Genomic DNA, 21,692 nt, shown 5'->3' with positions numbered 1-21,692 from the left:
TGCCCCCGCCGGTCCAGCGGCGGGGGCACCGGCGTCAGCAGCCCGGGTTCGAGGCCACGCACATCCGCTCGGCCGCAACCCGGCCCATCTGTTTCACCTGCTCCTCCGTCACCCGCGGCTCCGGGACATCGGTGCGCAGCCCGCCGGACGGGATCAGCACCGCCACCAGGTCGCCCACCCGCAGGACCAGCCGGTCCTCGGCCAGCGGCGGATAGCCGGGCGGCTGGCCGGTCACCTCGTCCTGCGGCACGGTGACCTCGTGCCGCAGCAGCAGCGCCTCATCTCCGGCGAAGCCGCTCGCCGCGACGTACCAGCGGTGCACGACCTCGGCGCCGGTCATCCCCCGCTCGGTGTAGACCTGGCCCGTCGTCCGCCACGCGCCGCAGGCCGCGACAGTGCCTTCCAGGTCGGCGACGAACCGGTCCGCCGCGCCCGGCGCCATCCGGTAGACGTCCTGGGTGAGGACCGTTCCGATGGTGGTCGCGGGCTCGGTCGGCGGTTCCATCAGGGTCTGCGACCGCGAGTAGCGCGAGCGCGGTTCCTCAGCCGGCCGCCCCTGTTCCCGGGCGCAGACCTGGAGGAGGTCGTCGACCCGGACCGGCTCGTCGAGGCCGGTCTCGCTGAGCCGCTCACCGGTCGGAGCGGGTATGTCGGCCGGTTCCAGCATCGCCTCGGCCACGATCTCCCCCGGCCCGTCGACCGCACCGGCGGCGGGCGGTGGCGACGCACCGGTCCGGTCCACCAGGGTCGCGGTGAGCGCCGCCACGACCACCACCGAGACCGCGGCGAGCGCGGCAGAGCGCCGGCTGCGCCGCCGGGCCGTGGCCCGGATGGCCTCCGGCTCCGGCCAGGTGACGTCGCGCAGGTCCCGGTGCAGCAACTCCACGAGCGCGACGTCGTCAGGCATCTGCCGCCTCCTCTTCCAGGTCCACCACGGCGAGCAGCTCGGCGAGCGCGGTCCGCCCCCGGAACAGCCGGGCCTTCACGGTGCCGATCGGCGCCTCGGTCTCCCGCGCCACCTCGGCGACCGGCATGCCGAGCAGGTAGTGCATGGCGATCGCGGTGCGCTGAGCCTCGGGCAGCCGGCGCAGCGCGGCGACCACCTCCAGCGTCTCGGTGCTCGGCGCCGGCACGTCCGCCACCGCGCCGTGCCGCAGGTAGGCGCGCGCCCGGCTGCGCAGGCTGCGCCAGCGGCTCACCGCGATCCGGCTCGCCACCACCCGCACCCAGGATTCCGGGTCGTCGTACCCGCGCACCGTGGACCACCGCTGCCAGGCCCGGATGTACGCCTCCTGCACGGCGTCCTGCGCCTCGGCGAGGTCGCCGGTGAGCACGTAGACGAAGCCGAGCAGCCGCTGCCGGCTGCCCCGGTAGAACTCGTCGAATCCGTCGCTGTCGGGCACCTGCCACCTCCCCGTGTTCGTGAGGGGACACGCCTGGCGGCGCGGCGCGGGTTGCCCGCTCAGCCGACCAATTTCTCCAGAACGCCTCGCGGGAAGCCGCCGGCCGGGATCCGGTCGCGGACCGCCCGGCGGACCGCGACCTGCACCGCCGCGTTGGCCGGGGTCGGCACGCCGTGCAGGCGCCCGAGCAGCACGATCTCGCCGTTGAGGTGGTCGGTCTCGACCGAGCCCGCGCCCCGGGCGAGACTCTGCCAGGTGGAGCCGCCGGAGCGCTCCTCGCCGCCGACCGGCCGGTGCGACACCCGGTCACCGCGCTCGGCGGCCTCCTCCTCGACGGTGGTGTGGACGATGCCGGCCGCCGCGAGCGCCGCCTCGCCCTCGGCGCGCACCCGCTTCGACAACGACTCGGGCACCTCCCGGCCGAGCAGCGCCTGGAGGCCGTTGCCGAGGTTGGCGAGCAGCTTGCCGTACTTCCAGCGCATCACGTCGTCGCGCACCGGGGCGACGAACCCGGCGACGGTCAGGTCGGCGGCGACCGCCCGGCTGGTGTCGTCGGCGCCGCTCGGGTAGCGGCCGATGTGCAGCATGCCCGGGTGCGGGTGGCCGTTGGCGACCACCACGCCCGGCTCCAGGTGGGTGGCGGGCAACCAGACGCACACCGGGTGTACGCGGGCGAAGCGGCGCAGCGCTTCCGGCTCGTTGGCCACGCCGTTCTGGGCCAGTACGACCGGCAGCCGTTCGCCCGCCGTTCCGCCGCCCTCGACCGGGGCGTCCGCCCAGGTGTCGAGCGCCGCCACGGTGTCCTGCGACTTCACGGTGAGGACCAGCACGGTGTCGGCCGGCAACGGCGGGCCGTCCGGCCCGGCCACCGCCGGGAGCCGGACGGTCACGGCACGGTCGGGCGTGCGCAGCGTCAAGCCCCGCTCTCGCAACGCGTCCAGGTGCGCGCCGCGGGCCACGAGTGTCACGTCGTGGCCGGCGTCGGCCAGGAGTACGCCGATGGTGCCGCCGACCGCGCCCGCTCCGATGATCACGTATCGCACGGTCCGATTCTGCCCTGCCGGGAGGCGGCCCGCTCCGCGACGCGGTGTGACGCGATGATCAGGCGGTGAGGCCCGTGTCGGCCAGGATCGGGCCGGCCAGCAGCAGCGCGCCGGCGGCCAGCGCGCCGACGCTCACCAGCAGGAACACACCCACCCAGAACAGCGCCGGGAACGGCGTGATCCGGGCGAGCTGGTCGGCGTCGGACTGCGGCATCCGGCCCCGGGCGCGCTGCCGGTGCAGCTCGAACACCGGCCGTACGCCGCCGAGCAGCAGGAACCAGACCGACGTCCAGGCGAACGCGGCCTGCACCTCGGGCGAGGTGTACCAGGACACGGCGAGCACCACGCCGCCGGTGACCAGCAGCGACAGCACGCCGAACAGGTTGCGGATCATCACCAGCATGCCCAGCAGCAGCGCGACCGCGAGCCAGAGCAGCAGCGTGATCCGGTTCCCGGCCAGCAGCCACGCGCCGCCGAGGCCGAGCAGCGATGGCGCGACGTACCCGGCGAGCAGGGTGAGGATCATCCCGGGCCCGGTGGGACGGCCAGCGGACAGCGTCAGCCCGGAGGTGTCCGAGTGCAGCCGGATGCCGTGCAGCCGCCGGCCGGTGAGCAACGCGACGAGCGCGTGGCCGCCCTCGTGCGCGATCGTCACCGCGTTGCGGGCGACCCGCCAGGGCAGCCGGGCCACGACCACCGCGAGCGCGACCACGGCGGTGAGCACCACGAGCAGGGGCGGCGGGTCCGGCTGGGCGCTGGTCAGCGTGTCCCAGAGCGTGGTGAGACCGTCGATCAGGGGCATGGGCGGGGAGCCTACCGGCCCGAGCCGTGTCGCTCGACCGATGAGCCTCACAGAGTGTGAGACGACGTGGACCGATGACGGCGTGATCCTCGACGGTGGCCACCACGTCGAGGTCGCGGTGGCCGCGCCACCTGGGCCAACGACAGCCGTCGATGAAAATTTCCTTCTCCCTATTGTGATCTAGGGCATTAACCTCCAAAGATGGACATCAATCAGTGCATGTCCCTCTGGAGGCAATCATGGCCCGTACCAGACTCTCCGTACGCCGGCTTCTCGCCGCCGGCCTGGCCGCCGCCGCCACCGCGGCCGTGGCCCTCGTGGCGACCGCCGGACCGGCCGCCGCCGCGACCACGCCGGGGATCGACGTCTCCCGCTACCAGGGCGGCATCAACTGGACCAGCGTCCGCAACTCCGGCATCCAGTTCGCGTTCATCAAGGCCACCGAGGGTACGAGCTACAAGGACCCGAACTTCAACGCGAACTACGTCAACGCGTACAACGCCGGGGTGATCCGGGGGGCGTACCACTTCGCCCGGCCGAACATCTCCGCCGGTTCCACCCAGGCCAACTACCTGGCCAGCAACGGTGGCGCCTGGTCGGCGGACAGCCGTACGCTGCCCGCCGCGCTGGACCTGGAGGGCAACCCGTACAGCGGCGGCTACTGCTACGGCCTGAGCACCACCGGCATGCGCAACTGGGTCCAGGACTTCCTCAACACCTACCGCTCCCGCACCGGCCGGTACGCGGTCATCTACACCACGACGAGCTGGTGGAACCAGTGCACCGGCAGCTGGAGCGGCCCGTGGGCCAACCACCCGCTGTGGCTCGCCCGCTGGGCCAGCTCGCCCGGCACCCTGCCGGCCGGCGCTCCGTTCTATAGCTTCTGGCAGTACACCAGCTCTGGCTCCGTCTCCGGGATCAGCGGCAACGTGGACCGCAACTACTGGAACGGCGACCGCAGCCGGCTCATCGCCCTGGCCAACAACACCTGACGTACGTGCGACACAAGTGGGACCGCCTCTTCACGAGGCGGTCCCGCTGTCGTCGTACCCGGGTCAGGCTCTGCGGCGCGCGGTGGCCGGGACGGGCACCGGCGTGCGGCGCGTCAGGCGCCACGCCGCCACACCGGCGACCGTGAGCGTCAGCACGCCGAGGACCGCGACCGGCGCGGACAGGCCGGCGGCGACCAGGAGCAGTACGACGTCGCCGAGCGCAACGAGCATCCACAGTGCCAGCCGCGGGCCGGTGTACCTCCGTCGGTAACCCATGTCGCGCCTCCTTCCGTCGTTGGAGGAATTCATACCCCCGAGGACGGAAAGCCATGCCAGCGAGTTTCGTGACCGGTGGGATTCCGGTCAGTTCCGGCGGTCCGGCACGAAGCCCTTGGTGATGATCTCCCAGTTCGCCAGGTTGGCGTCCCAGTCCTTCGCGGGCACCTCCCAGCGCAGCGCGAAGCCCCGGTTGCTGGCCGTCGCCACACCACGGTTGCGCACGTGGAAGCGGGTGTCGCCGTTGCGCGTCTCCAGCCAGTCCCAGTCGGCGCAGGTGCGGAAGTAGGGGTCGCACTTGGTGATGCCGACCAGCTTGTAGTCCCGGACGCGGGAGGCGCGGTACGGCTCCTGGCCCTTCCAGTCGGTGTACGCGTCGTCCTTCGGGTTCGGCGTCCACTGGATGAACAGCACGCGCCGGGCACCGCCGACCTCGTAGAGCACGACGTTGTCCCCGCCGACCCGCGCCTGGAAGTTCTCCGGGATCGGCACCTTGAAGCCGTTCGGGCCGGTGTAGAGACGCCAGCCGGCCGGCAACGCAACCCCGGACGCCGACGGGCTGGCCGACGGCGTGGGGCTGGCCGACGCACTGGTCGCCGGGGCGCTCGGCGACGCGCTCTCGCTCGGCGCGGGCGGCGGCGCCGCCGACGCCGAGGTGCCGGCCGTCGGTTCACCGCCGTCGCCGTCGTCACCGTTGTTCAGCAGCGGCACGGCCACCACCAGGCCGACGAGCAGCAGCAGGACCAGCGCGCCGATCAGCAGGTTGCGCCGGTTGGGCGCGGACTTCTCGACCGGCAGCACGGTGGCCCGGCCGGTCGACGGCGCCGGATCGGCGGAAGCCGGGCCGACCGGCGCGGAGCCGGACGTGGCCGGGCTGACCGGCACCGGAGTGCCGGTGACCGGCTCGCCGTCGAGCCGCGTCTCGTCAAGCGCCGGGTCCACGCCGTCCACCCGGGCCCCGTCGTCCACAAGCGTCTCGTCGGCCGAGGGGGCCGGATCGAGCTTCGCCGTCGGGTCGGCGGGCGGCGGGGTCACCTTCGCCGTGGGCCCGGCGTCCGAAGTGGGCGCCGGCGCCTCAGCTGCCGGGTCGGCGACTGCCGCCGTACCCCCGGTCGCGGCGACGCCGGACGCGGCGCTCGCCGCGCGTTCGGCCTGGTCGGCCGGGCGCGGCGCGGGCACCAGCGGCGGACGCGGCACACGCGGACCGTTCGGCCCCGGCCGGCGTACGCCGTCCAGCAGCGAGATGCTCTTGGCCCGTCGCCCTCCGGCCTTGCGCAGCATGCGCTCCGCCACCTCGGCGGTGATCCGCTCCTCCGGGTCCTTGCGCAGCAGGCCCTGGAGGAGCGGCTTCAGCGGCCCGGCGTTGCGCGGCGGCGGCATCGGCTCGGTGGCGAGCGCGGCCAGCGTGGCGATCGCCGACGGACGCGCGTACGGCGACTTGCCCTCGACAGCGGCGTAGAGCGTGGCGCCGAGCGACCAGAGGTCGGCCTCCGGGCCGGCCGTGCCTTCGCGGGCGCGCTCCGGAGAGATGTACGCGGGCGAGCCCAGCACCATGCCGGTGCGTGTCACGTTCGGGTCGCCGGGGATGGTGGCCAGGCCGAAGTCGGTCAGCACCACGCGGCCGTCCTCGCCGAGCAGCACGTTGCCCGGCTTGACGTCGCGGTGCATGACGCCGGCCTTGTGCGCGGCGTTCAACGCGTTCAGCACGCCGAGGCCGATCTCGACCGCCTTGGCCGGGGTGACCGGGCCGTCCTCGGCGATGGTGTCCTGCAACGACTTCGACGCCACGTACTCCATGACGATCCACGGATCGCCGTCGGTGCGCAGCACGTCGAAGATGCGGACCACGTTGACGTTGTTGAGGCGGGCGATCGCCCGCGCCTCACGCAACGAGCGCTCGCGCATCTCGCGGCGCTCGTCCGGAGTGAGACCGGGTGGCGGGACCAGTTCCTTGATGGCCACGTCCCGGTGCAGCACCTCGTCCCGCGCCTTCCAGACGCGGCCCATGCCGCCTTGACCGAGCGGCGTGAGAAGCCGGTATCGGTCTGCGACGAGTTGGGGGAGCGCGTTCGACATCGCAGAAACCGTACCCGGCGGCTGCGACGCTCACACCGTCGGCACGCCACTGTACGGCGAAGATCGAATTCACGACGCGTACCCTTGGGTCATGCCTGCCGAGGAGCCGCTGTTCCGCATCGTCCGTGGCGTGCCCACCGCCGAGGAGCTGGCCGCTCTGGTCGGCGCGATCGTGGTGCGCACCCGCCCGGCCCAGGCCGCCGCGCCGGCCCCCGTGTCGCACTGGGCGCACAGCGCGCGGCCCGCGCCGGCCGGCCCGATCGCCGGCCCCGGCGCGTGGCGGGCCTCCGGCTTGCCCCGCTGACGTCCCGTTCCGTCCGCCCGGCAACCCGTGTGGGGCTGCCGGGATCCACGTCGAGCCATTAACCTCACTCAGGGAAACCGTGTGGTGACGGGCAGGAGGCTCGATGATCCCGGAGGACAACCGTCCGGCTGGCTGGCTACGCGGCTACGGCGGCATCGAGGCCGACATCCGACAGATGCGGGAGTTCGCCGGCCGCCTCCAGGACGAGGTGACACGCAACTACTCGCCGCACCTGTCCTACATCGCCGACGACATGAAGGCCCCGGTGCCCAACCCGGCCGACGCCTTCATCGAGCTGGTCCAGTTCCTCCAAGCCCACCACGACACTCAGACGGCGGCGGTCAGCGCCGTATGGGACCTCGCACCGGCGACCGGCCGGCTCGCCGACGCCGCCGGACGGATCGCCGCTCGCTACGGCGACGCCGACGCGTTCTCCTCCGCCCGCGTGGCCGACGTGGAGCGAGCACTCGCCGGGCCGTCCAGCACCGTCGCCCGCCCGATGCCACCGCTTGCCGACCCCACCGCCCCCGAGCAGGGCCGGGTGAACCTGCCGTGATCGAACGGGGCAGCGGGCGCACCTCCGGGCTGACCGACTGGCGGCTGATGGACGTCCTCAGCATGTGGGCGTGTGTGCAGGACCAGGACACCGCCGGCCAGTGGAAGCAGGTGGCCGGCTGGCGCAAGGTCTGCGACCTCGCGCTGACCCACCTGAGTCGCCTGCGGGAATACCGGCGCGGCCTGGCCGAGGCGTGGCCGCCGGAGACCAACGGCGCCGCGCGGGCGTACATCGCCGAACTCGACCAGCTCATCGACCGCGTGCAGCGCACCCACGACGCCGCAGCCGCGAACTACGACGCGCTGGCAGCAGCCGCCCGCGCCATCGGCAGCGCGCGGGCCGAGCTGCAACCACTGCACGAGGAGTACGAGAAGAAGCTGCGGCAGAAGCAGGCGTACGAGGCGACGATCGCCGACACGAAGGCGGTGGCGGGCAGCCGGTTGCCGGAGCGGCCGCCGGTGACCGACGACGATCTGGAGCAGTTGAACGTACGGGCGCGCGGGTTGATGACGGGGTTGAGCGGCGAACTCCAGCAAGCCCAGGTCATGCTCCAGCGCCCACCCACACCGGTCCGGCCAGGCCGCCAGATCAACGATCCCGATGCCTATGGCGAGGCTCCACCGATCATCCCACCGGTTGCGCCAGTCCAAGTTTCGACCTCACCGCGACGGTCACTCACCAAGCCATCACCGATCTCCTCATCAGCAGTCAAGCCGCCGACGACACCTTCAAGCAACGTTGGACCGATATTGGGAGGGGCTGGACCGGGAACGGCGCCACCGCCGCTGGCGCCAGCGCCGCCAGTCAACCAAGCACCCCACCCCCCGGCTGGTAGTGGAGGGCAGATCGGCGTTCCATCAACGACAAACTTTGGGCGGAGCTCGACCAACCGCCCGGCGGCGCCAGCACATCCGAGCCCTCCCATAAATGACGTGGGGACATCTCGCCCACCTTCAGGTAGCGCTGGGCGCCGAGCCTTGCCTAATGGGTTTGTAGGAGTGCCCCCCAGCCAAGGCATCAGCCAACCCGCACCGAGCTCTCCCCGGCGAGTTAACCCGGTGGGTGGAGTAATCGGCGGAGGCGGAGCAGGCACGGCTCCCAGCGGCGCCGCAGGATCTAGGCCGGGAACTGGACGGAGCACTCAGCCCGGAGTTGGCCACGGCCCTTTCCCGATTGGCGGCTCCCCCTCGGCATCTGCCGACCCTAACTCTAGGAGCCGACGGGATCCCGACAGCGGGAGTAAGCCGGTTTGGGACGCCGACCACCCTTGGGAGACGAGCCAAGGCGTCGATCCAGTTATGCTTCCCCCGGACGAGGGTGGACCGATAGACCCAGGTCCAGCAATCGGCTTCAACCGGTGAGCGTAACGCGATCAATTGCAGCGGCTCTCTCAGTCTTGGTTGTCGCCGCGCCAGGACATCAGATTCAGCGTCAATCGGATTCTGATCCCGGGAACCAGATAAGAGCGGACCAGTGGCATCTTCGCTACTTGAAATCAGGCGTCGCAAATTCGATTACCCAAGGCGACGGAGTGCTTGTTGCGGTCCCCGATACGGGCGTTTTCCCTCATCCAGACCTCCGCAACAACCTGCTAGCTGGCACTACCACACTCCCGGGCGCAACCGGGGACGGTCGCGATGACAGAAATAGTCATGGCACAGGCATGGCTGGCCTAATCGCCGCTCATGGCCAGGGCGATGGGACAGGAGCGCTTGGGATTGCCCCACGAGCGAAAATCCTTCCCATCCAGTCGTCTGGGTCGAACAACACTGGACAACCGGATGATCTGGCGGCAGGCATTGAATTTGCTATCGCCCACCACGCGACCGTCATCAGCATTTCCAGCAGCGGCGTATCGAGCCCTGCGCTAGTTCGAGCAATACGTGCGGCTTTATTGGCCGATATTGTAATCGTTGCGGCCGCCGGAAATGAGCCCGAAGACGGATACGTTGGATATCCGGCCAGCGAATCAGGCGTGATCGCAGTTGGAGGGGTTGACCGCACCGGCGAACATGCCTCCGTTTCGGTGAGCGGCCCCAAGATTGATGTAGTTGCTCCTGCTGTCGATATCTACAGCACGAGCTACGGCGGCAAGTACTCGAAGGGCACCGGGACCTCCAGCGCAACCGCGATCGTTGCCGGGGCTGCTGCTCTCATTCGCTCCAAGTACCCCGACCTCCCCGCCGCGGAAGTCGCCCATCGGCTGACCGCCACCGCCGTCGACAAGGGACCACCCGGCCGCGACGACCAGTACGGCTACGGCGTGATCGACCTAGTCGCCGCGCTCACCGCCGACGTCCCCCCGCTCGGCTTCGAGTCCTCGAACGTCACGCCACCGGCATCGGCGGAGGCAGCCCCGGACAAGGGCGACGACAGCAGCGCGACCGTACGCGGGCTCGCCACCCTGGGTGTGCTGGTGGCAGCGGGCGGCGGGTACCTGTTCTGGCGTCGGCGCCGACGTGCCGACGACCCGCCGCCGAGGGTCAGCCGGTAGCGTCGTCGGGGTGTCGACCTCCGTACCGGTGCGCCTCGTGCTCGCCTCGCAGTCCCCCGCCCGCCGCAAGTTGCTCCAGGCGGCCGGAATCGAGCCCGACGTGCTGGTGAGCGGCGTGGACGAGTCGCAGGTGGTGAGCGATCGGGCCGAGGATCTGTGCCTGGAACTGGCCCGGTTGAAGGCGCAGGCGGTACGCGATCGGCTGCGGCCCTCGGCGGACGGGCGCACGCTGGTGCTCGGCTGCGACTCGGTGCTCGCCTTCGACGGCGAAATCCTCGGCAAGCCTGATGACGCGGCGGACGCCACCCGGCGGTGGCAACGTATGCGCGGGCGAAGCGGCGTCCTGCACACCGGGCACTGCCTGATCGACGTGACTCACGAGTCCCGCGCCGAGGGGGTCGCCTCGACCACCGTGCACTTCGCCGACATCAGCGACGACGAGATCGCCGCGTACGTGGCGACGGGCGAGCCGCTGGCGGTGGCCGGCGCGTTCACCATCGACGGGCTGGGTGGGGCGTTCCTGACCGGGATCGAGGGTGACCCGGGCGCGGTGGTGGGGTTGTCCCTGCCGCTGCTGCGCCGGCTGCTCGCCGAGGTGGAGCTGAGCATCGTCGACCTATGGACGAAGGTCGCGCCCGGGGGCCAGGAGATCGAACATCTCGGCTAACGTCCGGACATGACCACGAAGACGCTGCCGCTCACCCCCGAACTGCACGCCTACCTGGTGGCCCACGGGTCCACGCCGGACGAGATCGTCCGGGAGCTGGCCGAGGAGACCCGGGCGGCCCTGCCGGCCGAGGCGGTCATGCAGGTCGCGCCGGAACAGGCTGCGTTCCTGACGTTCCTGACCCGGCTCCTCGGCGTACGGCAGGCGGTCGAGGTGGGCACGTTCACCGGCCTCTCCTCGCTGGCGATCGCCCGAGGGCTGGCCGAGGGCGGCCGGCTGACCTGCTTCGACATCTCCGAGGAGTACACGGGCGTGGCCCGGCGCTACTGGGAGCGCGCGGGTGTGCAGGACCGGATCGAGCTGCGCATCGGTCCGGCCGCGGACACGCTGCGGGAGCTGCCCCGCGAGCGTTACCTGGACTTCGCGTTCATCGACGCGGACAAGGTCGGCTACCCGGTCTACTGGGACGAACTGGTGCCCCGGATGCGTCCCGGCGCGCTGATCGCCGTCGACAACACGCTGCGCGACGGCCGGGTCCTGGCCCCGTCCAACGCCGACGACCGGGCGATCGCCGCCTTCAACGACACGGTCGTCGCTGATGTGCGTGTGGAGGCGGTCATGCTGCCGATCGCCGACGGGGTCACGCTCGCCCGGGTGCGCTGAAGCCCTGCGGCTCTCAGGCCGGTAGGGCCGCCGGGCGCAGGGCACGGCCAAGCCGCACGGTGAGCAGCACCGCCACCGCGATGAACGCGGGCAGCAGCAGGAACGCCGGGTGCGGGCCGACACCGTCGGCCACCCACCCGAGCGCCACCGGCGCGATCCCGAAACCCACACCCATCGAGTACGCGGACCAGCCCGCCGCCTTGTCCGCGGCCGGACCGGCGACCGCGAGCCGGCCGGCGAACATGCCGCAGACGATCGCGGCGACCGCCGCCGACGCCCCGCCCGCGCTCAGCCCGGCATGGGTCCGCAGCACGTCGGCCGTCCACAGGGACAGGCAGACCTCGATCGACCCGGTGACGGACATCAGAACCCAGGCGATCCAGTACGCGCGCGGCAACCGCCCCGACGCCGAACGCGCCCCGGAGGCGGGCACCTCCGAAGCGGGCACGGCCGAGGCGGGCACGGGAGAAGCGGGCACGGGAGAAGCGGGCAGAGCGGCGTCAGACGCCCCGGATGCGGGGACTGCGGGTACCCACCCGGGTGGAGCCGGCCACGGGGACGGGGACGCCGGCAGCCGCGACAGCGGGGGCGCGTCGCGGCTCGCGTACCCGGAAGGCCAGGGTGGCGAGCGCGACCAGCGTGATCAGGCCGACCTCGACGGCCATCAGCGGTCGCCAGCCGAGGCCGGCACCGACGCTGGCGCCGATGACGAGCGGCGCCAGGATGCCCATGCCGGCGCAGGCGGCGTTGGCCTCGGTGAGCGCTGCGGGCGCGGCGGGTCCGTGCCGGGCGGTGAGCACCACGTTGACGCCGCTGATGACGAGCATGCCGGCGGTGGCGACGACAGCTACGGCGACGATGGTGGCCGGCAGCGGGCGGAGCAGGCCGAGCGCTGCGGCACCCGCGGCCACACCGGCGAGGCCGAGCCAGATGGCCGGGCCGCGCCCGAGCCGGCGGGCGACCGGGGCGAACAACGCGCCGCCGGCGAGCGCGCCCACCGCGATGCCGGTGCTGTGCAGGCCGGCGACGGCGGCGCCGGTGCCCTGTTCGTCGCGGAGCAGGGGTACGACCGGGCCGAACCCGTAGAGGAAGAAGCCCCACAGACCGAGCTGGGCGTAGGTCAGCCAGGTGATGCGGTCACGGGTGAGGCGAGGCACCGGCCCACGCTACGCGCGCCCGGCCGATGCCCCGCCCCTGCTGAGAGGTAGGTCTCCCCTGCTCAGCGGACGCTGCGGGCGAACTGGCGGGCGGCCCAGAACACACCGGCGGCGGCGAGCACCGCGATGATGCCGAGGCCCTGCCAGACCCGGTCGTTGCCGAGGTCGCCGTTGAACAGCGCGCGGGTGCCCTCGACCGCCCAGGAGAACGGGTTCCACTTGGCCACGCCCTGGAGCCAGCCGGGCGCGAAGGTGAGCGGCAGCAGGATGCCGGAGAGCAGCAGCACCGGCTGCGCGACGGTGTTCATCAGCGGGGCGAGCGCGTCCTCGCTCTTGACCTTGAGCGCGATGCCGTAGGAGACGGCCGAGGTCATCAGCGCGATGAGGGCGAGCATCAGGTACGCCAGCAGCAGGTTGCCGATGAACACGCGCAGGTCGAACGCGAGCGCCAGCAGCGTGATGATGACCGCCTGCACGAGGAGCGAGACCACGTCGCGCAGCGAGCGGCCGAGCAGCAGGGCGAGCCGGCTGACCGGGGTGACCCGGGAACGCTCGATCACGCCGGCGCGCAGCTCGGCGATCAGGCCGAAGCCCTGGAACAGGCCGCCGAAGATGGCGAGCAGCACGAGCAGGCCGGGCACGAAGATCTTGTACGCGGCGGCCTGGGTGGGCGCGTTCAGCGCGGGCTTGAGCAGCGGGGCGAACAGGAGCAGGTACATCACCGGCTGGAAGACGCCGACGAAGATCCACACCGGGTTGCGCAGGAGCAGCAGCGTCTGGCGCTGGAAGATCAGCCAGGTGTCGCGGGCGAGTTTCATGGCAGCTTCTCCGGGGGTCAGGACTCGCGCAGCGAGCGGCCGGTCTTGGTGAGGAAGACGTCGTCGAGGCTGGGTCGGTGCAGCTCGATCGAGCGCAGGTCCAGCCCGGCGTGGTCGAGACGGCGCAGCACCTGCGGGATGGCGGTCGCGCCCTCGTCGACGTAGAGACGCAGGCCGCCCTCGTCGACTGTCTCCAGCTTGCTCACGTACTCCTCGGTGTCGAGCAGTTCGGCGGCGCGCGGGGTGCTCGGCGCGTCCAGGCCGACGATCACCACCTCGCCGGAGATCTCCCGCTTCAGCTCGGCCGGTGTGCCCTCCGCGACCACCTCGCCGTGGTCCATGATCGCGATGCGGTCGCAGAGCGCGTCCGCCTCGTCCAGGTAGTGCGTGGTGATGAAGACGGTCATCCCCTCGGTACGCAGCCGGCGGATCTCGTCCCACATGTGCGCGCGGCTCTGCGGGTCGAGGCCGGTGGTCGGCTCGTCCAGGAAGACGATCTTCGGCTCGTGGATGATGCCGAGCGCGATCTCGACGCGCCGGCGCTGCCCGCCGGAGTAGGTCTTGCACTTGCGGTCGGCGTACTCGGTGAGCTGGAAGGCTTCCAGCGCGCGCTCGGCACGGCGGTGCGCCTCGGCCTTGCCGATGCCGTAGAGGCGGGCCTGGAGCACCAGCTCCTCGCGGGCGGTCGACTCGTCCCAGGTGCTGCCGCCCTGGGCCACGTACCCGATCCGGCGGCGCACCTCGGCCGGGTCCTTGCGCAGGTCGGCGCCGGCCACCGTGGCCTGGCCGCCGTCCGGCTCGATGAGGGTGGCGAGCATCCGCAGCGTGGTGGTCTTGCCGGCGCCGTTGGGCCCGAGGAAGCCGAAGATCTCCCCCGCGGCGACGTCGAGGTCGACGCCGCGGACCGCGTCCACGGTCTTCGTCTGGCGACCCTCGCGGGAGCGGTACGACTTCCGCAGCCCCCTGGTCTCGATCATCTCTGCTCCTGGTCGTCCGGGCGGACCGGAGTGGCCGCCGATCGTCCGCGGAGGACGCACGAATCCCCCGCGATCCTCGCCGAGGCTAACGCGATATAGCTTCTTTGGTCAACGTTGATTATGTCGTGTCACTGCGATCCGTCGGTCCAACCCGACCAGCCCTCCGCTCGTTCCATCCCATCGGGCAGGTACGACACTCCGGACTCGATCCGCTCCGCGATCCGCTCGCACCAGGCCGTCTCCGCCTCGGCGCGGGCCAGCCACAGCTCGAACATCCACCCGACGTGCACCGGCTTGCGGGTGCGCACCCAGTCCGAGTCGAGCGAGGCACGCATCGACTCCACCCCGGCGCGCAGCAGGTTCGCCCGGTTGCGCAGCGCCGCCGCGGCCTCCTCGCGGGGCATCGCCGGCAGGAACGAGAACGCCGCCACGAACGGGTCCGGCGACTCGTGGACCTGCCACCACTGGGCCCGCAGCAGCGTCTCGAACTCGTCCTCCCCCTTCGGCGTCACCTCGTACGTGGTGCGCGCCGGACGGGCGCCCACCTGCTCGACCGAGACGGTCCGCAGCAGGCCCTCGTCGGTGAGCTTGCGCAGCGCGTGGTAGATCGAGCCCGGTTGCACGTTCGCCCACTTGTCCGCGCTCCAACTGAGCAGCTCACGGCGCACGTCGTAGCCGTGCACCGGCTGCATCCACCTGACCAGACCGAGAATCATCATCCGCGTCGCCGACACGGACGCAAGCGTAATAGGCAAGTTTGACTACAGTGCCACATCCCACACTGAGCGATCGTTAGGCCCCGCAGCTCGGCCGCTAAACTCCCGGCAACGACCTCCCGGGAGGAGCCCCAAGGTGCGCAAGGTTCTCATCGCCAACCGCGGCGAGATCGCCGTCCGCGTCATCCGCGCCTGTCGCGACGCCGGACTGGCCAGCGTCGCCGTCTACGCGGACTCCGATCGGGACGCCCTGCACGCCACGCTCGCCGACGAGGCGTACGCGCTCGGCGGCGACACCGCCGCCGACAGTTACCTGCGCATCGACAAGCTGATCGACGTGGCGGCCCGCTCCGGCGCGGACGCGGTGCACCCCGGCTACGGCTTCCTCTCCGAGAACGCCGACTTCGCCCAGGCCGTCATCGACGCCGGGCTGACCTGGATCGGCCCCACCCCGCAGGCGATCCGCGACCTGGGCGACAAGGTCACCGCCCGGCACATCGCGCAGCGTGCCGGCGCGCCGCTGGTGCCCGGCACCCCGGACCCGGTGGCCAACGCGGACGAGGTGATGGCGTTCGCCGTCGACCACGGCCTGCCGGTCGCCATCAAGGCCGCCTTCGGCGGTGGCGGGCGCGGCCTGAAGGTCGCCCGCACCATGGAGGAGATCCCGCACCTGTTCGAGTCGGCCACCCGCGAGGCGGTCGCCGCCTTCGGCCGGGGTGAGTGCTTCGTCGAGCGCTACCTGGACAAGCCGCGCCACGTCGAGGCGCAGGTGCTGGCCGACCAGCACGGCAACGTGATCGTGGTGGGCACCCGGGACTGCTCGCTCCAGCGCCGGCACCAGAAGCTGGTCGAGGAGGCGCCCGCGCCGTTCCTCACCGCCGCCCAGCGCGCCCAGATCCACGACAGCGCCAAGGCCATCTGCCGGGAGGCCGGCTACCACGGCGCCGGCACCGTCGAATACCTGGTCGGCGCGGACGGCACGATCTCGTTCCTGGAGGTCAACACCCGGCTCCAGGTCGAGCACCCGGTCACCGAGGAGACCGCCGGCATCGACCTGGTGCGCGAGCAGTTCCGCATCGCCGACGGGGAGAAGCTGCGCTTCACCGAGGACCCGGCGCCGCGCGGTCACGCCATCGAGTTCCGGATCAACGGCGAGGACCCGGGCCGCAACTTCCTGCCCGCCCCGGGCACCGTCACCGCGCTGCGGCTGCCCTCCGGGCCGGGCGTGCGGGTGGACACCGGCATCTCGGCCGGCGACGTGATCGGCGGCAACTTCGACTCGCTGCTGGCCAAGGTGATCATCGTCGGCGAGACGCGCGCCGAGGCGCTGGAGCGGGCCCGCCGGGCGCTGGACGAGATGGTGGTCGACGGCATGGCCACCGCGCTGCCCTTCCACCGCCTGGTGATCCGCGACGAGGCGTTCGCCGCCGAGCCGTTCACCGTGCACACCCGGTGGATCGAGACCGAGTGGGACAACACCGTACCGGCCTTCACCGCCACCGCCGGCGCCACCGACGAGCCGGCCGCGCGCGAGACCGTCGTGGTCGAGGTGGGCGGCAAGCGGCTGGAGGTCGTCCTTCCCGCCGGGCTCGGCGCGGGTACGGCGGCAGCCGCGCCCGCCGCGAAGAAGCCGGCCCGTCGGGGCGGCGGGGGCAAGGCGGGCGCCGCCGTCAGCGGTGACGCGCTCACCTCCCCGATGCAGGGCACGATCGTGAAGATCGCGGTGGCCGACGGCGACGAGGTGGCCGAGGGCGACCTGGTCGTGGTGCTGGAGGCGATGAAGATGGAACAGCCGCTGCACGCGCACAAGGCCGGCACGGTGAGCGGGCTCGCCGCCGAGGTCGGCGCCGTGATCACCTCCGGCGCGGCGATCTGCACCATCGCCTGACGGCGCGGGCCGAGGGTGGTCTGAACCACCACCGGCGGCGGGACCGCGCCCGGGCGGGAATGATGGCCGGGTGCGGTTCCTTCACGGCGCGGTCCCCGCGCACGACCTGACCTACAACGACGTCTTCATGGCGCCCAACCGTTCCGAGGTGGGCTCCCGGCTCGACGTCGACCTGGCCACCACCGACGGGACCGGCACCACGATCCCGCTCGTGGTGTCGAACATGACAGCCGTCGCGGGCCGGCGGATGGCCGAGACGGTGGCGCGACGCGGCGCGGTGACGGTGATCCCGCAGGACATCCCGATCGAGGTCGTCGCCGACGTGGTCGGCTGGGTCAAGCAGCGGCACCTGGTGCACGACACCGCGATCACCCTCGGCCCGACCGAGACCGTCGGCGACGCCATCCACCTGCTGCCGAAGCGCTCGCACGGCGCGGTGGTGGTGGTCGACGCGGACGGGCGGCCGATGGGCGTGGTGACCGAGGCGGACACCGTCGGGGTGGACCGCTTCGCCCAGCTCCGGCACGTGATGTCGACCGAGCTGCACACCGTCCCGGCGGACGCGGATCCGCGTACCGGGTTCGACCGGTTGTCGGCGGGCCGGCGCCGGATCGCGCCGGTGGTGGACGGCGACGGCCGTCTGGTCGGAGTGCTGACCCGGCAGGGCGCGTTGCGCGCCACGCTCTACACCCCGGCCGTGGACGACAGGGGGCGGCTGCGGATCGCGGCCGCCGTGGGCATCAACGGCGACGTCACGGGCAAGGCCGCCGCCCTGCTGGAGGCGGGCGTGGACACGCTGGTCGTGGACACCGCGCACGGGCACCAGGAGCGGATGCTCCAGGCGCTGCGGGCGGTCCGCCGGCTGGACCCGCCGGTGCCGGTGGCGGCCGGGAACGTGGTGACCGCCGACGGGGTACGGGACCTGGTCGACGCGGGCGCGGACATCGTGAAGGTGGGCGTCGGGCCGGGCGCGATGTGCACCACGCGGATGATGACCGGGGTGGGCCGCCCGCAGTTCTCCGCGGTGCTGGACTGCGCCGCGGCGGCCCGTTCGCTGGGGCGGCACGTCTGGGCCGACGGCGGCGTACGCCACCCGCGGGACGTGGCGCTGGCGCTCGCGGCGGGCGCCTCGAACGTGATGATCGGCTCCTGGTTCGCCGGCACCTACGAGTCCCCCGGTGATCTCTACACGGACGCCGACGGGCGGCGTTACAAGGAGAGCTTCGGCATGGCGTCGTCGCGTGCGGTGAGCGCTCGTACGGCCGAGGACAGCGCGTTCGACAGGGCCCGGAAGGCGATCTTCGAGGAGGGCATCTCCTCGGCCCGGATGTATCTGGACCCGAGCCGGCCCGGCGTCGAGGACCTGATCGACGAGATCATCTCCGGCGTGCGCAGCGCGTTCACGTACGCGGGCGCACGCAGTCTGGAGGAGTTCCACGAGCGGGCGCTCGTCGGCGTGCAGAGCGCCGCCGGGTACACCGAGGGGATGCCGCTGCCGACGAGCTGGTGACGCCGGCCCGCCTCAGCTGAACAACCGCCTGATCACGGTACGGGCGGCGGCCTCCGGGTCGTCGCCCACCCGTGGCGGCAGCGCGCCGGAGAGCCAGAGCGTGGCGAAGCCGTGCACGATCGACCAGGCGGCCAGCGCGTCCGCGTCCGGCTCCCGCCCGGTGTGCCGGGCCACCCCGCCGCGCAGCAACTCGCCCGACCGGGCGCGGGCGGCGATCAGCTCCGGATCGTCGGCCCGGTACAGCTCGGGCCGGAACATGACGTCGAAGTGCGCGCGGTGCCGCACCGCGAACCCGACGTACGCCACCCCGGTGTCGAGCAGGTCGTCGCCGGCCCGCCGGAGCGCGTCGGCGAGCAGGTCGAAGCCCTGGGTGGCGAACGCGGTGAGCAGCCCCGCCTTGTCGCCGAAGTGGTGCGCGGGCGCGGCGTGTGAGACCCCGGCCCGCCGGGCCAGCTCACGCAGGCTCAGCGCGGCCGGCCCGGACTCGGCGATCGCCTCGGCGGCGGTGCTCAGCAGGACGCGGCGGAGGTCGCCGTGGTGATACGAGGCCATGCCGCCACCCTAACTTGTCATTGACAAGATGGTGCCCGTCGGCGCAATCTTGTCACCGACAAGATCCTGCGTCGGAGGGACTGACCCATGGCACCGCTGATCACACTCCTCGCCGGCACCGCGCTGGCCCGGCTCGCCGGCCTGCTCGGCGCGGACGCCCTGGACGGGTGGCACCCCGCGCTGCGGGTGGGGCTGGCGCTGATGTTCGTGCTGACCGGCGTGGCCCACTTCGCGTCCCGCCGAGCCGACCTGATCGCGATGGTCCCGCCGTCGCTGCCCCGGCCCGGCCTGCTGGTCACCGTCACCGGCGTGCTGGAACTCGCCGGCGCGCTCGCTCTGCTGTTCCCGGCCACCGCGCGTCCGGCGGCGGCCGGGCTGGCGGTGCTGATGCTCGCCATGTTCCCGGCGAACGTGTCGGCGGCGCGGCGCGGACTCACGCTCGCCGGCCGCCCGGTGACGCCGATCGGCGTCCGTACCCTGCTCCAGGTCGTCTTCGTGGCCGCCGCGCTGGCGGTGGCCCTGGGCGGGTGACCCGCCGCCTACCCGCCGGACGAGACCGGCGGGCCGGCGGGACGCGGCTCAGGCGCCGACCGGCTCCGCCTCGGCGGGCGGGGAGTCCCCGGTCCCCTCGTGGCGCACGGTCGGCAGGCGCAGGCAGGCGACCAGGCCGATCAGCAGGAACCCGGCGCCCGCGAAGGCCGCGTACCGGGTGGCCTCGGAGAACGCCGCCTTCGCCTCCTCGGCGATCGGCGCGGTACGCGGGTCCGCCTCCAGCCCGCCGATCGCCGCGCCGGCGCTCTCCTTGACCGCGCTCACCACCTGGTCCCGCTGGGCGGGGGTGAGTCCGGGCTGGTCGGCCAGGCGGTCGCCGAGGATCCCGCCGAGGCCGGCGAAGAGGACGGTGCCGAGCACCGCGATGCCGAGCGCGGAGCCGACCTGCCGGGCGGTGCTCTGCAGGCCCGAGCCCTGGCCACTGCGGCGTAGCGGCACCTGCGACAGGGAGACGCCGGTGAGCTGGGCGGTGGCCAGGCCGACGCCGACGCCGTACACGAAGAGGAAGCCCAGGGGCGCCCACCAGCTGGTGTCCGGCGCGACCACGAACCCGAGCCCGGCCACGCCGACCAGCTCGGCGGCGACGCCGAGCTGGACCACCCGGGCCGCGCCCCAGCGCTGCGTCAGCGGCGCCCCGATGCCGCTGGCCAGGAAGCTGCCGACCGCGAGCGGCAGCAGCGCCAGGCCGGTCCGGAAGGCGCTGTAGCCGAGCACGTTCTGGAACCAGAGCGGCAGCGCGAACAGCAGGCCGAACTCGCCCAGGCTGACGATCGCGGCGGCCAGGATGCCGTTGCGGAACGAGCCGATGCCGAACAGCGACAGGTCGAGCAGCGCCGGACGGCCGGCCCGGTTGCGACGTACCTGCTGGGCCAGAAAGATCCCGAGCGCGACGAGACCGACCAGCGCGGCCACCGGCACCGGCGAGATCGACGCGGTCCAGTCCAGCCCGAACAGGCTGAACGGCCGCTCCCGCTCCCACCAGCCGTAGGTGCGGCCCTCGATCAGGGCGAAGACCACGCCGGTCATGCCGACCACCGACAGCAGCGCGCCGGGCAGGTCCAGGCCGCGCTCGGCCTGCTCGTCGCGGGACTCGGCCACGAGCACGAGCGTCGCCACGATCACGGCCAGGCTGACCGGGACGTTGATGCCGAAGGCCCACCGCCAGGAGTACGTGGTGGTGAGCCAGCCGCCGAGCAGCGGCCCGAGCGCCGCCGCGCCACCGATCGTGGATCCCCAGACGGCGAACGCGATGCCCTTCTCCCGGCCGGTGAAGTTGGCGTTGAGCAGGGAGAGCGAGGTGGGCAGCATCATCGCCCCGCCGATGCCCTGGAGCACCCGGGAGGCGATGAGCGTCTCGCCGGAGCCGGCGAGCGCCGCGAGGACGCTGGCGACCACGAACACGGTGACGCCGACGAGGAACATCCGCCGCCGCCCGGACCGGTCGGCGAAGCGGCCGGCGACCAGCAGCAACGCGGCGAAGACCAGGGTGTACGCCTCCTGCACCCACTGCGCGTCGGAGGAGGTGATGTCGAGGTCCCGGATGATCTGCGGCACCGCGACGTTCACGATGGTCGCGTCCACGATGATCATCGCTACGCCGAGGCTGATGGCCAGCAGCCCGAACCAGCGTCCGCGCCCGTCGCCGCGCATTGCGCCCTCCCTTTAGCTAGATTCTCTAGCTACCTGAGATGCTAGCTTTATCCCATGGAGGAGGTGCCGTCAAGCGGGGAACCGACGCCGGCCGCGCCGCCGAGCAGCGAGACGTCCCGGGCGCTGCGCGACGCGCTGCGGATCGCGGGTGACACCCGGGCCGCGCTGGCCCGCCGCCTGGGCCTCAACGCCACCGACGCCGCGGCGATCGACCACCTGGTCTCCAGCCCGGAGCCACTGGGCCCGGTAGAACTGGGCAACCGCCTCGGCATCCGGTCCGCCTCGGCGACCACGCTCGTCGACCGGCTCGTGCAGGCCGGTCACGTCGCCCGGACGCCGCACCCGCACGACAGGAGGCGGCTCAGCCTCCAGGTGACCGAGAGCGCCGTCGGCGAGGTGCTGGAGGCGCTGCGCCCGATGCTCGTCGGCGTCGACCGGGCGGTCGCCCGGCTCACCCCGGAGCAGGCCGAGGCCGCCACGGCGTTCCTGCGCGAGGTCACCGAGGTGATGCGGGAGTACGTCGCCACCGCGCCGGACGAGCCGTCCCGGGCCCGCGCCGACCGCGACTGAGGAGACTCTCAGAAATAGTTTGGGCC

At 72.4% G+C, this 21,692-nt stretch carries 24 protein-coding genes; 11 read left to right on the top strand and 13 right to left on the bottom strand.

Translation table 11 applies throughout. The features are described 5' to 3' along the window. Positions 1 to 34: 34 nt before the first annotated feature. Genes ACFYON_RS02020 through ACFYON_RS02005 form a run of 4 tightly spaced genes read right to left on the bottom strand, consistent with a single transcriptional unit; the run spans position 35 to position 3,248 of the window. Positions 35 to 907, bottom strand: coding sequence for a hypothetical protein (locus tag ACFYON_RS02020; protein ID WP_355014900.1), 873 nt, complete (start codon positions 905 to 907; stop codon positions 35 to 37). Next, on the bottom strand, positions 900 to 1,403 hold the full coding sequence (locus tag ACFYON_RS02015) for a SigE family RNA polymerase sigma factor (RefSeq protein ID WP_354864849.1): 504 nt from the start codon (positions 1,401 to 1,403) through the stop codon (positions 900 to 902). Before ACFYON_RS02015 ends, ACFYON_RS02020 begins: the two co-directional genes overlap by 8 nt. Positions 1,404 to 1,462: 59 nt before the next feature. Next, positions 1,463 to 2,446 (bottom strand): 2-dehydropantoate 2-reductase N-terminal domain-containing protein, encoded by a 984-nt coding sequence (locus tag ACFYON_RS02010; protein WP_355014898.1) that lies wholly within the window; start codon positions 2,444 to 2,446, stop codon positions 1,463 to 1,465. Between the two features lie 58 nt (positions 2,447 to 2,504). Beyond that, complete coding sequence (locus tag ACFYON_RS02005; RefSeq protein ID WP_354864845.1) at positions 2,505 to 3,248, bottom strand: M50 family metallopeptidase; 744 nt, start codon at positions 3,246 to 3,248, stop codon at positions 2,505 to 2,507. Positions 3,249 to 3,487: 239 nt separating this feature from the next. On the opposite strand from ACFYON_RS02005, the gene ACFYON_RS02000 reads away from it, so the two are divergent. After that, on the top strand, positions 3,488 to 4,240 hold the full coding sequence (locus ACFYON_RS02000) for a GH25 family lysozyme (RefSeq protein WP_354864843.1): 753 nt from the start codon (positions 3,488 to 3,490) through the stop codon (positions 4,238 to 4,240). A 63-nt stretch (positions 4,241 to 4,303) separates the two neighbouring features. Here ACFYON_RS02000 and ACFYON_RS01995 read toward each other — a convergent pair whose 3' ends face one another. Further along, positions 4,304 to 4,516, bottom strand: coding sequence for a hypothetical protein (locus ACFYON_RS01995; protein ID WP_354864841.1), 213 nt, complete (start codon positions 4,514 to 4,516; stop codon positions 4,304 to 4,306). An 87-nt stretch (positions 4,517 to 4,603) separates the two neighbouring features. Continuing rightward, positions 4,604 to 6,592 carry a protein kinase gene (locus ACFYON_RS01990; protein WP_355014897.1) on the bottom strand — a complete coding sequence of 663 codons (1,989 nt, stop codon included), beginning with the start codon at positions 6,590 to 6,592 and terminating at the stop codon, positions 4,604 to 4,606. Between the two features lie 91 nt (positions 6,593 to 6,683). Between ACFYON_RS01990 and ACFYON_RS01985 the strand changes: the two genes are divergently transcribed. The 6 genes from ACFYON_RS01985 to ACFYON_RS01960 all read left to right on the top strand — a co-directional run bounded on the left by ACFYON_RS01985 (position 6,684) and on the right by ACFYON_RS01960 (position 11,276). Further along, on the top strand, positions 6,684 to 6,896 hold the full coding sequence (locus ACFYON_RS01985; RefSeq protein WP_355014896.1) for an acyl-CoA carboxylase subunit epsilon: 213 nt from the start codon (positions 6,684 to 6,686) through the stop codon (positions 6,894 to 6,896). A 103-nt stretch (positions 6,897 to 6,999) separates the two neighbouring features. Beyond that, positions 7,000 to 7,452, top strand: a complete 453-nt coding sequence (locus ACFYON_RS01980) for a hypothetical protein (RefSeq protein WP_355014895.1) — start codon at positions 7,000 to 7,002, stop codon at positions 7,450 to 7,452. Beyond that, positions 7,449 to 8,813: a hypothetical protein gene (locus ACFYON_RS01975; RefSeq protein WP_387188889.1), complete on the top strand. Its 1,365-nt coding sequence runs from the start codon at positions 7,449 to 7,451 to the stop codon at positions 8,811 to 8,813. The genes ACFYON_RS01980 and ACFYON_RS01975 overlap by 4 nt, the downstream gene beginning before the upstream one ends. Positions 8,814 to 8,827: 14 nt before the next feature. After that, positions 8,828 to 9,946 (top strand): S8 family serine peptidase, encoded by a 1,119-nt coding sequence (locus tag ACFYON_RS01970; RefSeq protein WP_387189041.1) that lies wholly within the window; start codon positions 8,828 to 8,830, stop codon positions 9,944 to 9,946. 10 nt (positions 9,947 to 9,956) lie between these two features. Further along, a complete protein-coding gene (locus tag ACFYON_RS01965) occupies positions 9,957 to 10,613 on the top strand; it encodes a Maf family protein (RefSeq protein WP_355014894.1) in 657 nt (218 codons plus the stop codon). 9 nt (positions 10,614 to 10,622) lie between these two features. Continuing rightward, a complete protein-coding gene (locus tag ACFYON_RS01960; protein WP_354864829.1) occupies positions 10,623 to 11,276 on the top strand; it encodes an O-methyltransferase in 654 nt (217 codons plus the stop codon). Positions 11,277 to 11,289: 13 nt separating this feature from the next. Here the strand turns inward: ACFYON_RS01960 and ACFYON_RS01955 are convergent, their stop codons facing one another. From ACFYON_RS01955 to ACFYON_RS01935, 5 genes are all read right to left on the bottom strand, one after another. Beyond that, positions 11,290 to 11,640: a hypothetical protein gene (locus ACFYON_RS01955; protein WP_355094254.1), complete on the bottom strand. Its 351-nt coding sequence runs from the start codon at positions 11,638 to 11,640 to the stop codon at positions 11,290 to 11,292. 136 nt (positions 11,641 to 11,776) lie between these two features. Further along, positions 11,777 to 12,433 (bottom strand): MFS transporter, encoded by a 657-nt coding sequence (locus ACFYON_RS01950; protein ID WP_355094252.1) that lies wholly within the window; start codon positions 12,431 to 12,433, stop codon positions 11,777 to 11,779. 62 nt (positions 12,434 to 12,495) lie between these two features. Then, positions 12,496 to 13,251 (bottom strand): ABC transporter permease, encoded by a 756-nt coding sequence (locus tag ACFYON_RS01945; protein WP_355047183.1) that lies wholly within the window; start codon positions 13,249 to 13,251, stop codon positions 12,496 to 12,498. A gap of 17 nt (positions 13,252 to 13,268) precedes the next feature. After that, on the bottom strand, positions 13,269 to 14,228 hold the full coding sequence (locus ACFYON_RS01940; RefSeq protein ID WP_354864823.1) for an ATP-binding cassette domain-containing protein: 960 nt from the start codon (positions 14,226 to 14,228) through the stop codon (positions 13,269 to 13,271). A gap of 128 nt (positions 14,229 to 14,356) precedes the next feature. Next, positions 14,357 to 14,947: a PadR family transcriptional regulator gene (locus ACFYON_RS01935; RefSeq protein WP_354865270.1), complete on the bottom strand. Its 591-nt coding sequence runs from the start codon at positions 14,945 to 14,947 to the stop codon at positions 14,357 to 14,359. 133 nt (positions 14,948 to 15,080) lie between these two features. Between ACFYON_RS01935 and ACFYON_RS01930 the strand changes: the two genes are divergently transcribed. Further along, entirely contained in the window at positions 15,081 to 16,832 is a 1,752-nt protein-coding gene (locus ACFYON_RS01930) for a biotin carboxylase N-terminal domain-containing protein (protein ID WP_354864821.1), read from the top strand. Between the two features lie 70 nt (positions 16,833 to 16,902). Beyond that, the gene (locus tag ACFYON_RS01925; RefSeq protein ID WP_354864819.1) at positions 16,903 to 18,342 is read left to right on the top strand and encodes a GuaB1 family IMP dehydrogenase-related protein; all 1,440 of its coding nucleotides are present in this window, start codon (positions 16,903 to 16,905) and stop codon (positions 18,340 to 18,342) included. A gap of 12 nt (positions 18,343 to 18,354) precedes the next feature. Here the strand turns inward: ACFYON_RS01925 and ACFYON_RS01920 are convergent, their stop codons facing one another. Beyond that, complete coding sequence (locus ACFYON_RS01920; protein ID WP_354864817.1) at positions 18,355 to 18,894, bottom strand: TetR/AcrR family transcriptional regulator; 540 nt, start codon at positions 18,892 to 18,894, stop codon at positions 18,355 to 18,357. 87 nt (positions 18,895 to 18,981) lie between these two features. Here ACFYON_RS01920 and ACFYON_RS01915 point away from each other — a divergent pair, with 87 nt between their 5' ends. Beyond that, positions 18,982 to 19,425, top strand: coding sequence for a DoxX family membrane protein (locus ACFYON_RS01915; RefSeq protein ID WP_354864815.1), 444 nt, complete (start codon positions 18,982 to 18,984; stop codon positions 19,423 to 19,425). 48 nt (positions 19,426 to 19,473) lie between these two features. On the opposite strand, the gene ACFYON_RS01910 is transcribed toward ACFYON_RS01915, so the two are convergent. Further along, positions 19,474 to 21,096: a DHA2 family efflux MFS transporter permease subunit gene (locus ACFYON_RS01910; RefSeq protein WP_354864814.1), complete on the bottom strand. Its 1,623-nt coding sequence runs from the start codon at positions 21,094 to 21,096 to the stop codon at positions 19,474 to 19,476. 54 nt (positions 21,097 to 21,150) lie between these two features. Here ACFYON_RS01910 and ACFYON_RS01905 point away from each other — a divergent pair, with 54 nt between their 5' ends. Next, a complete protein-coding gene (locus ACFYON_RS01905) occupies positions 21,151 to 21,666 on the top strand; it encodes a MarR family transcriptional regulator (RefSeq protein ID WP_354864812.1) in 516 nt (171 codons plus the stop codon). Positions 21,667 to 21,692: the final 26 nt, after the last annotated feature.

This window comes from Micromonospora sp. NPDC005686, assembly GCF_042871665.1.
Lineage (GTDB): Bacteria > Actinomycetota > Actinomycetes > Mycobacteriales > Micromonosporaceae > Micromonospora.
The sequence above is the reverse complement of the archived record's forward strand: the minus strand, read 5'-3'. Positions and strand labels throughout refer to the sequence as shown.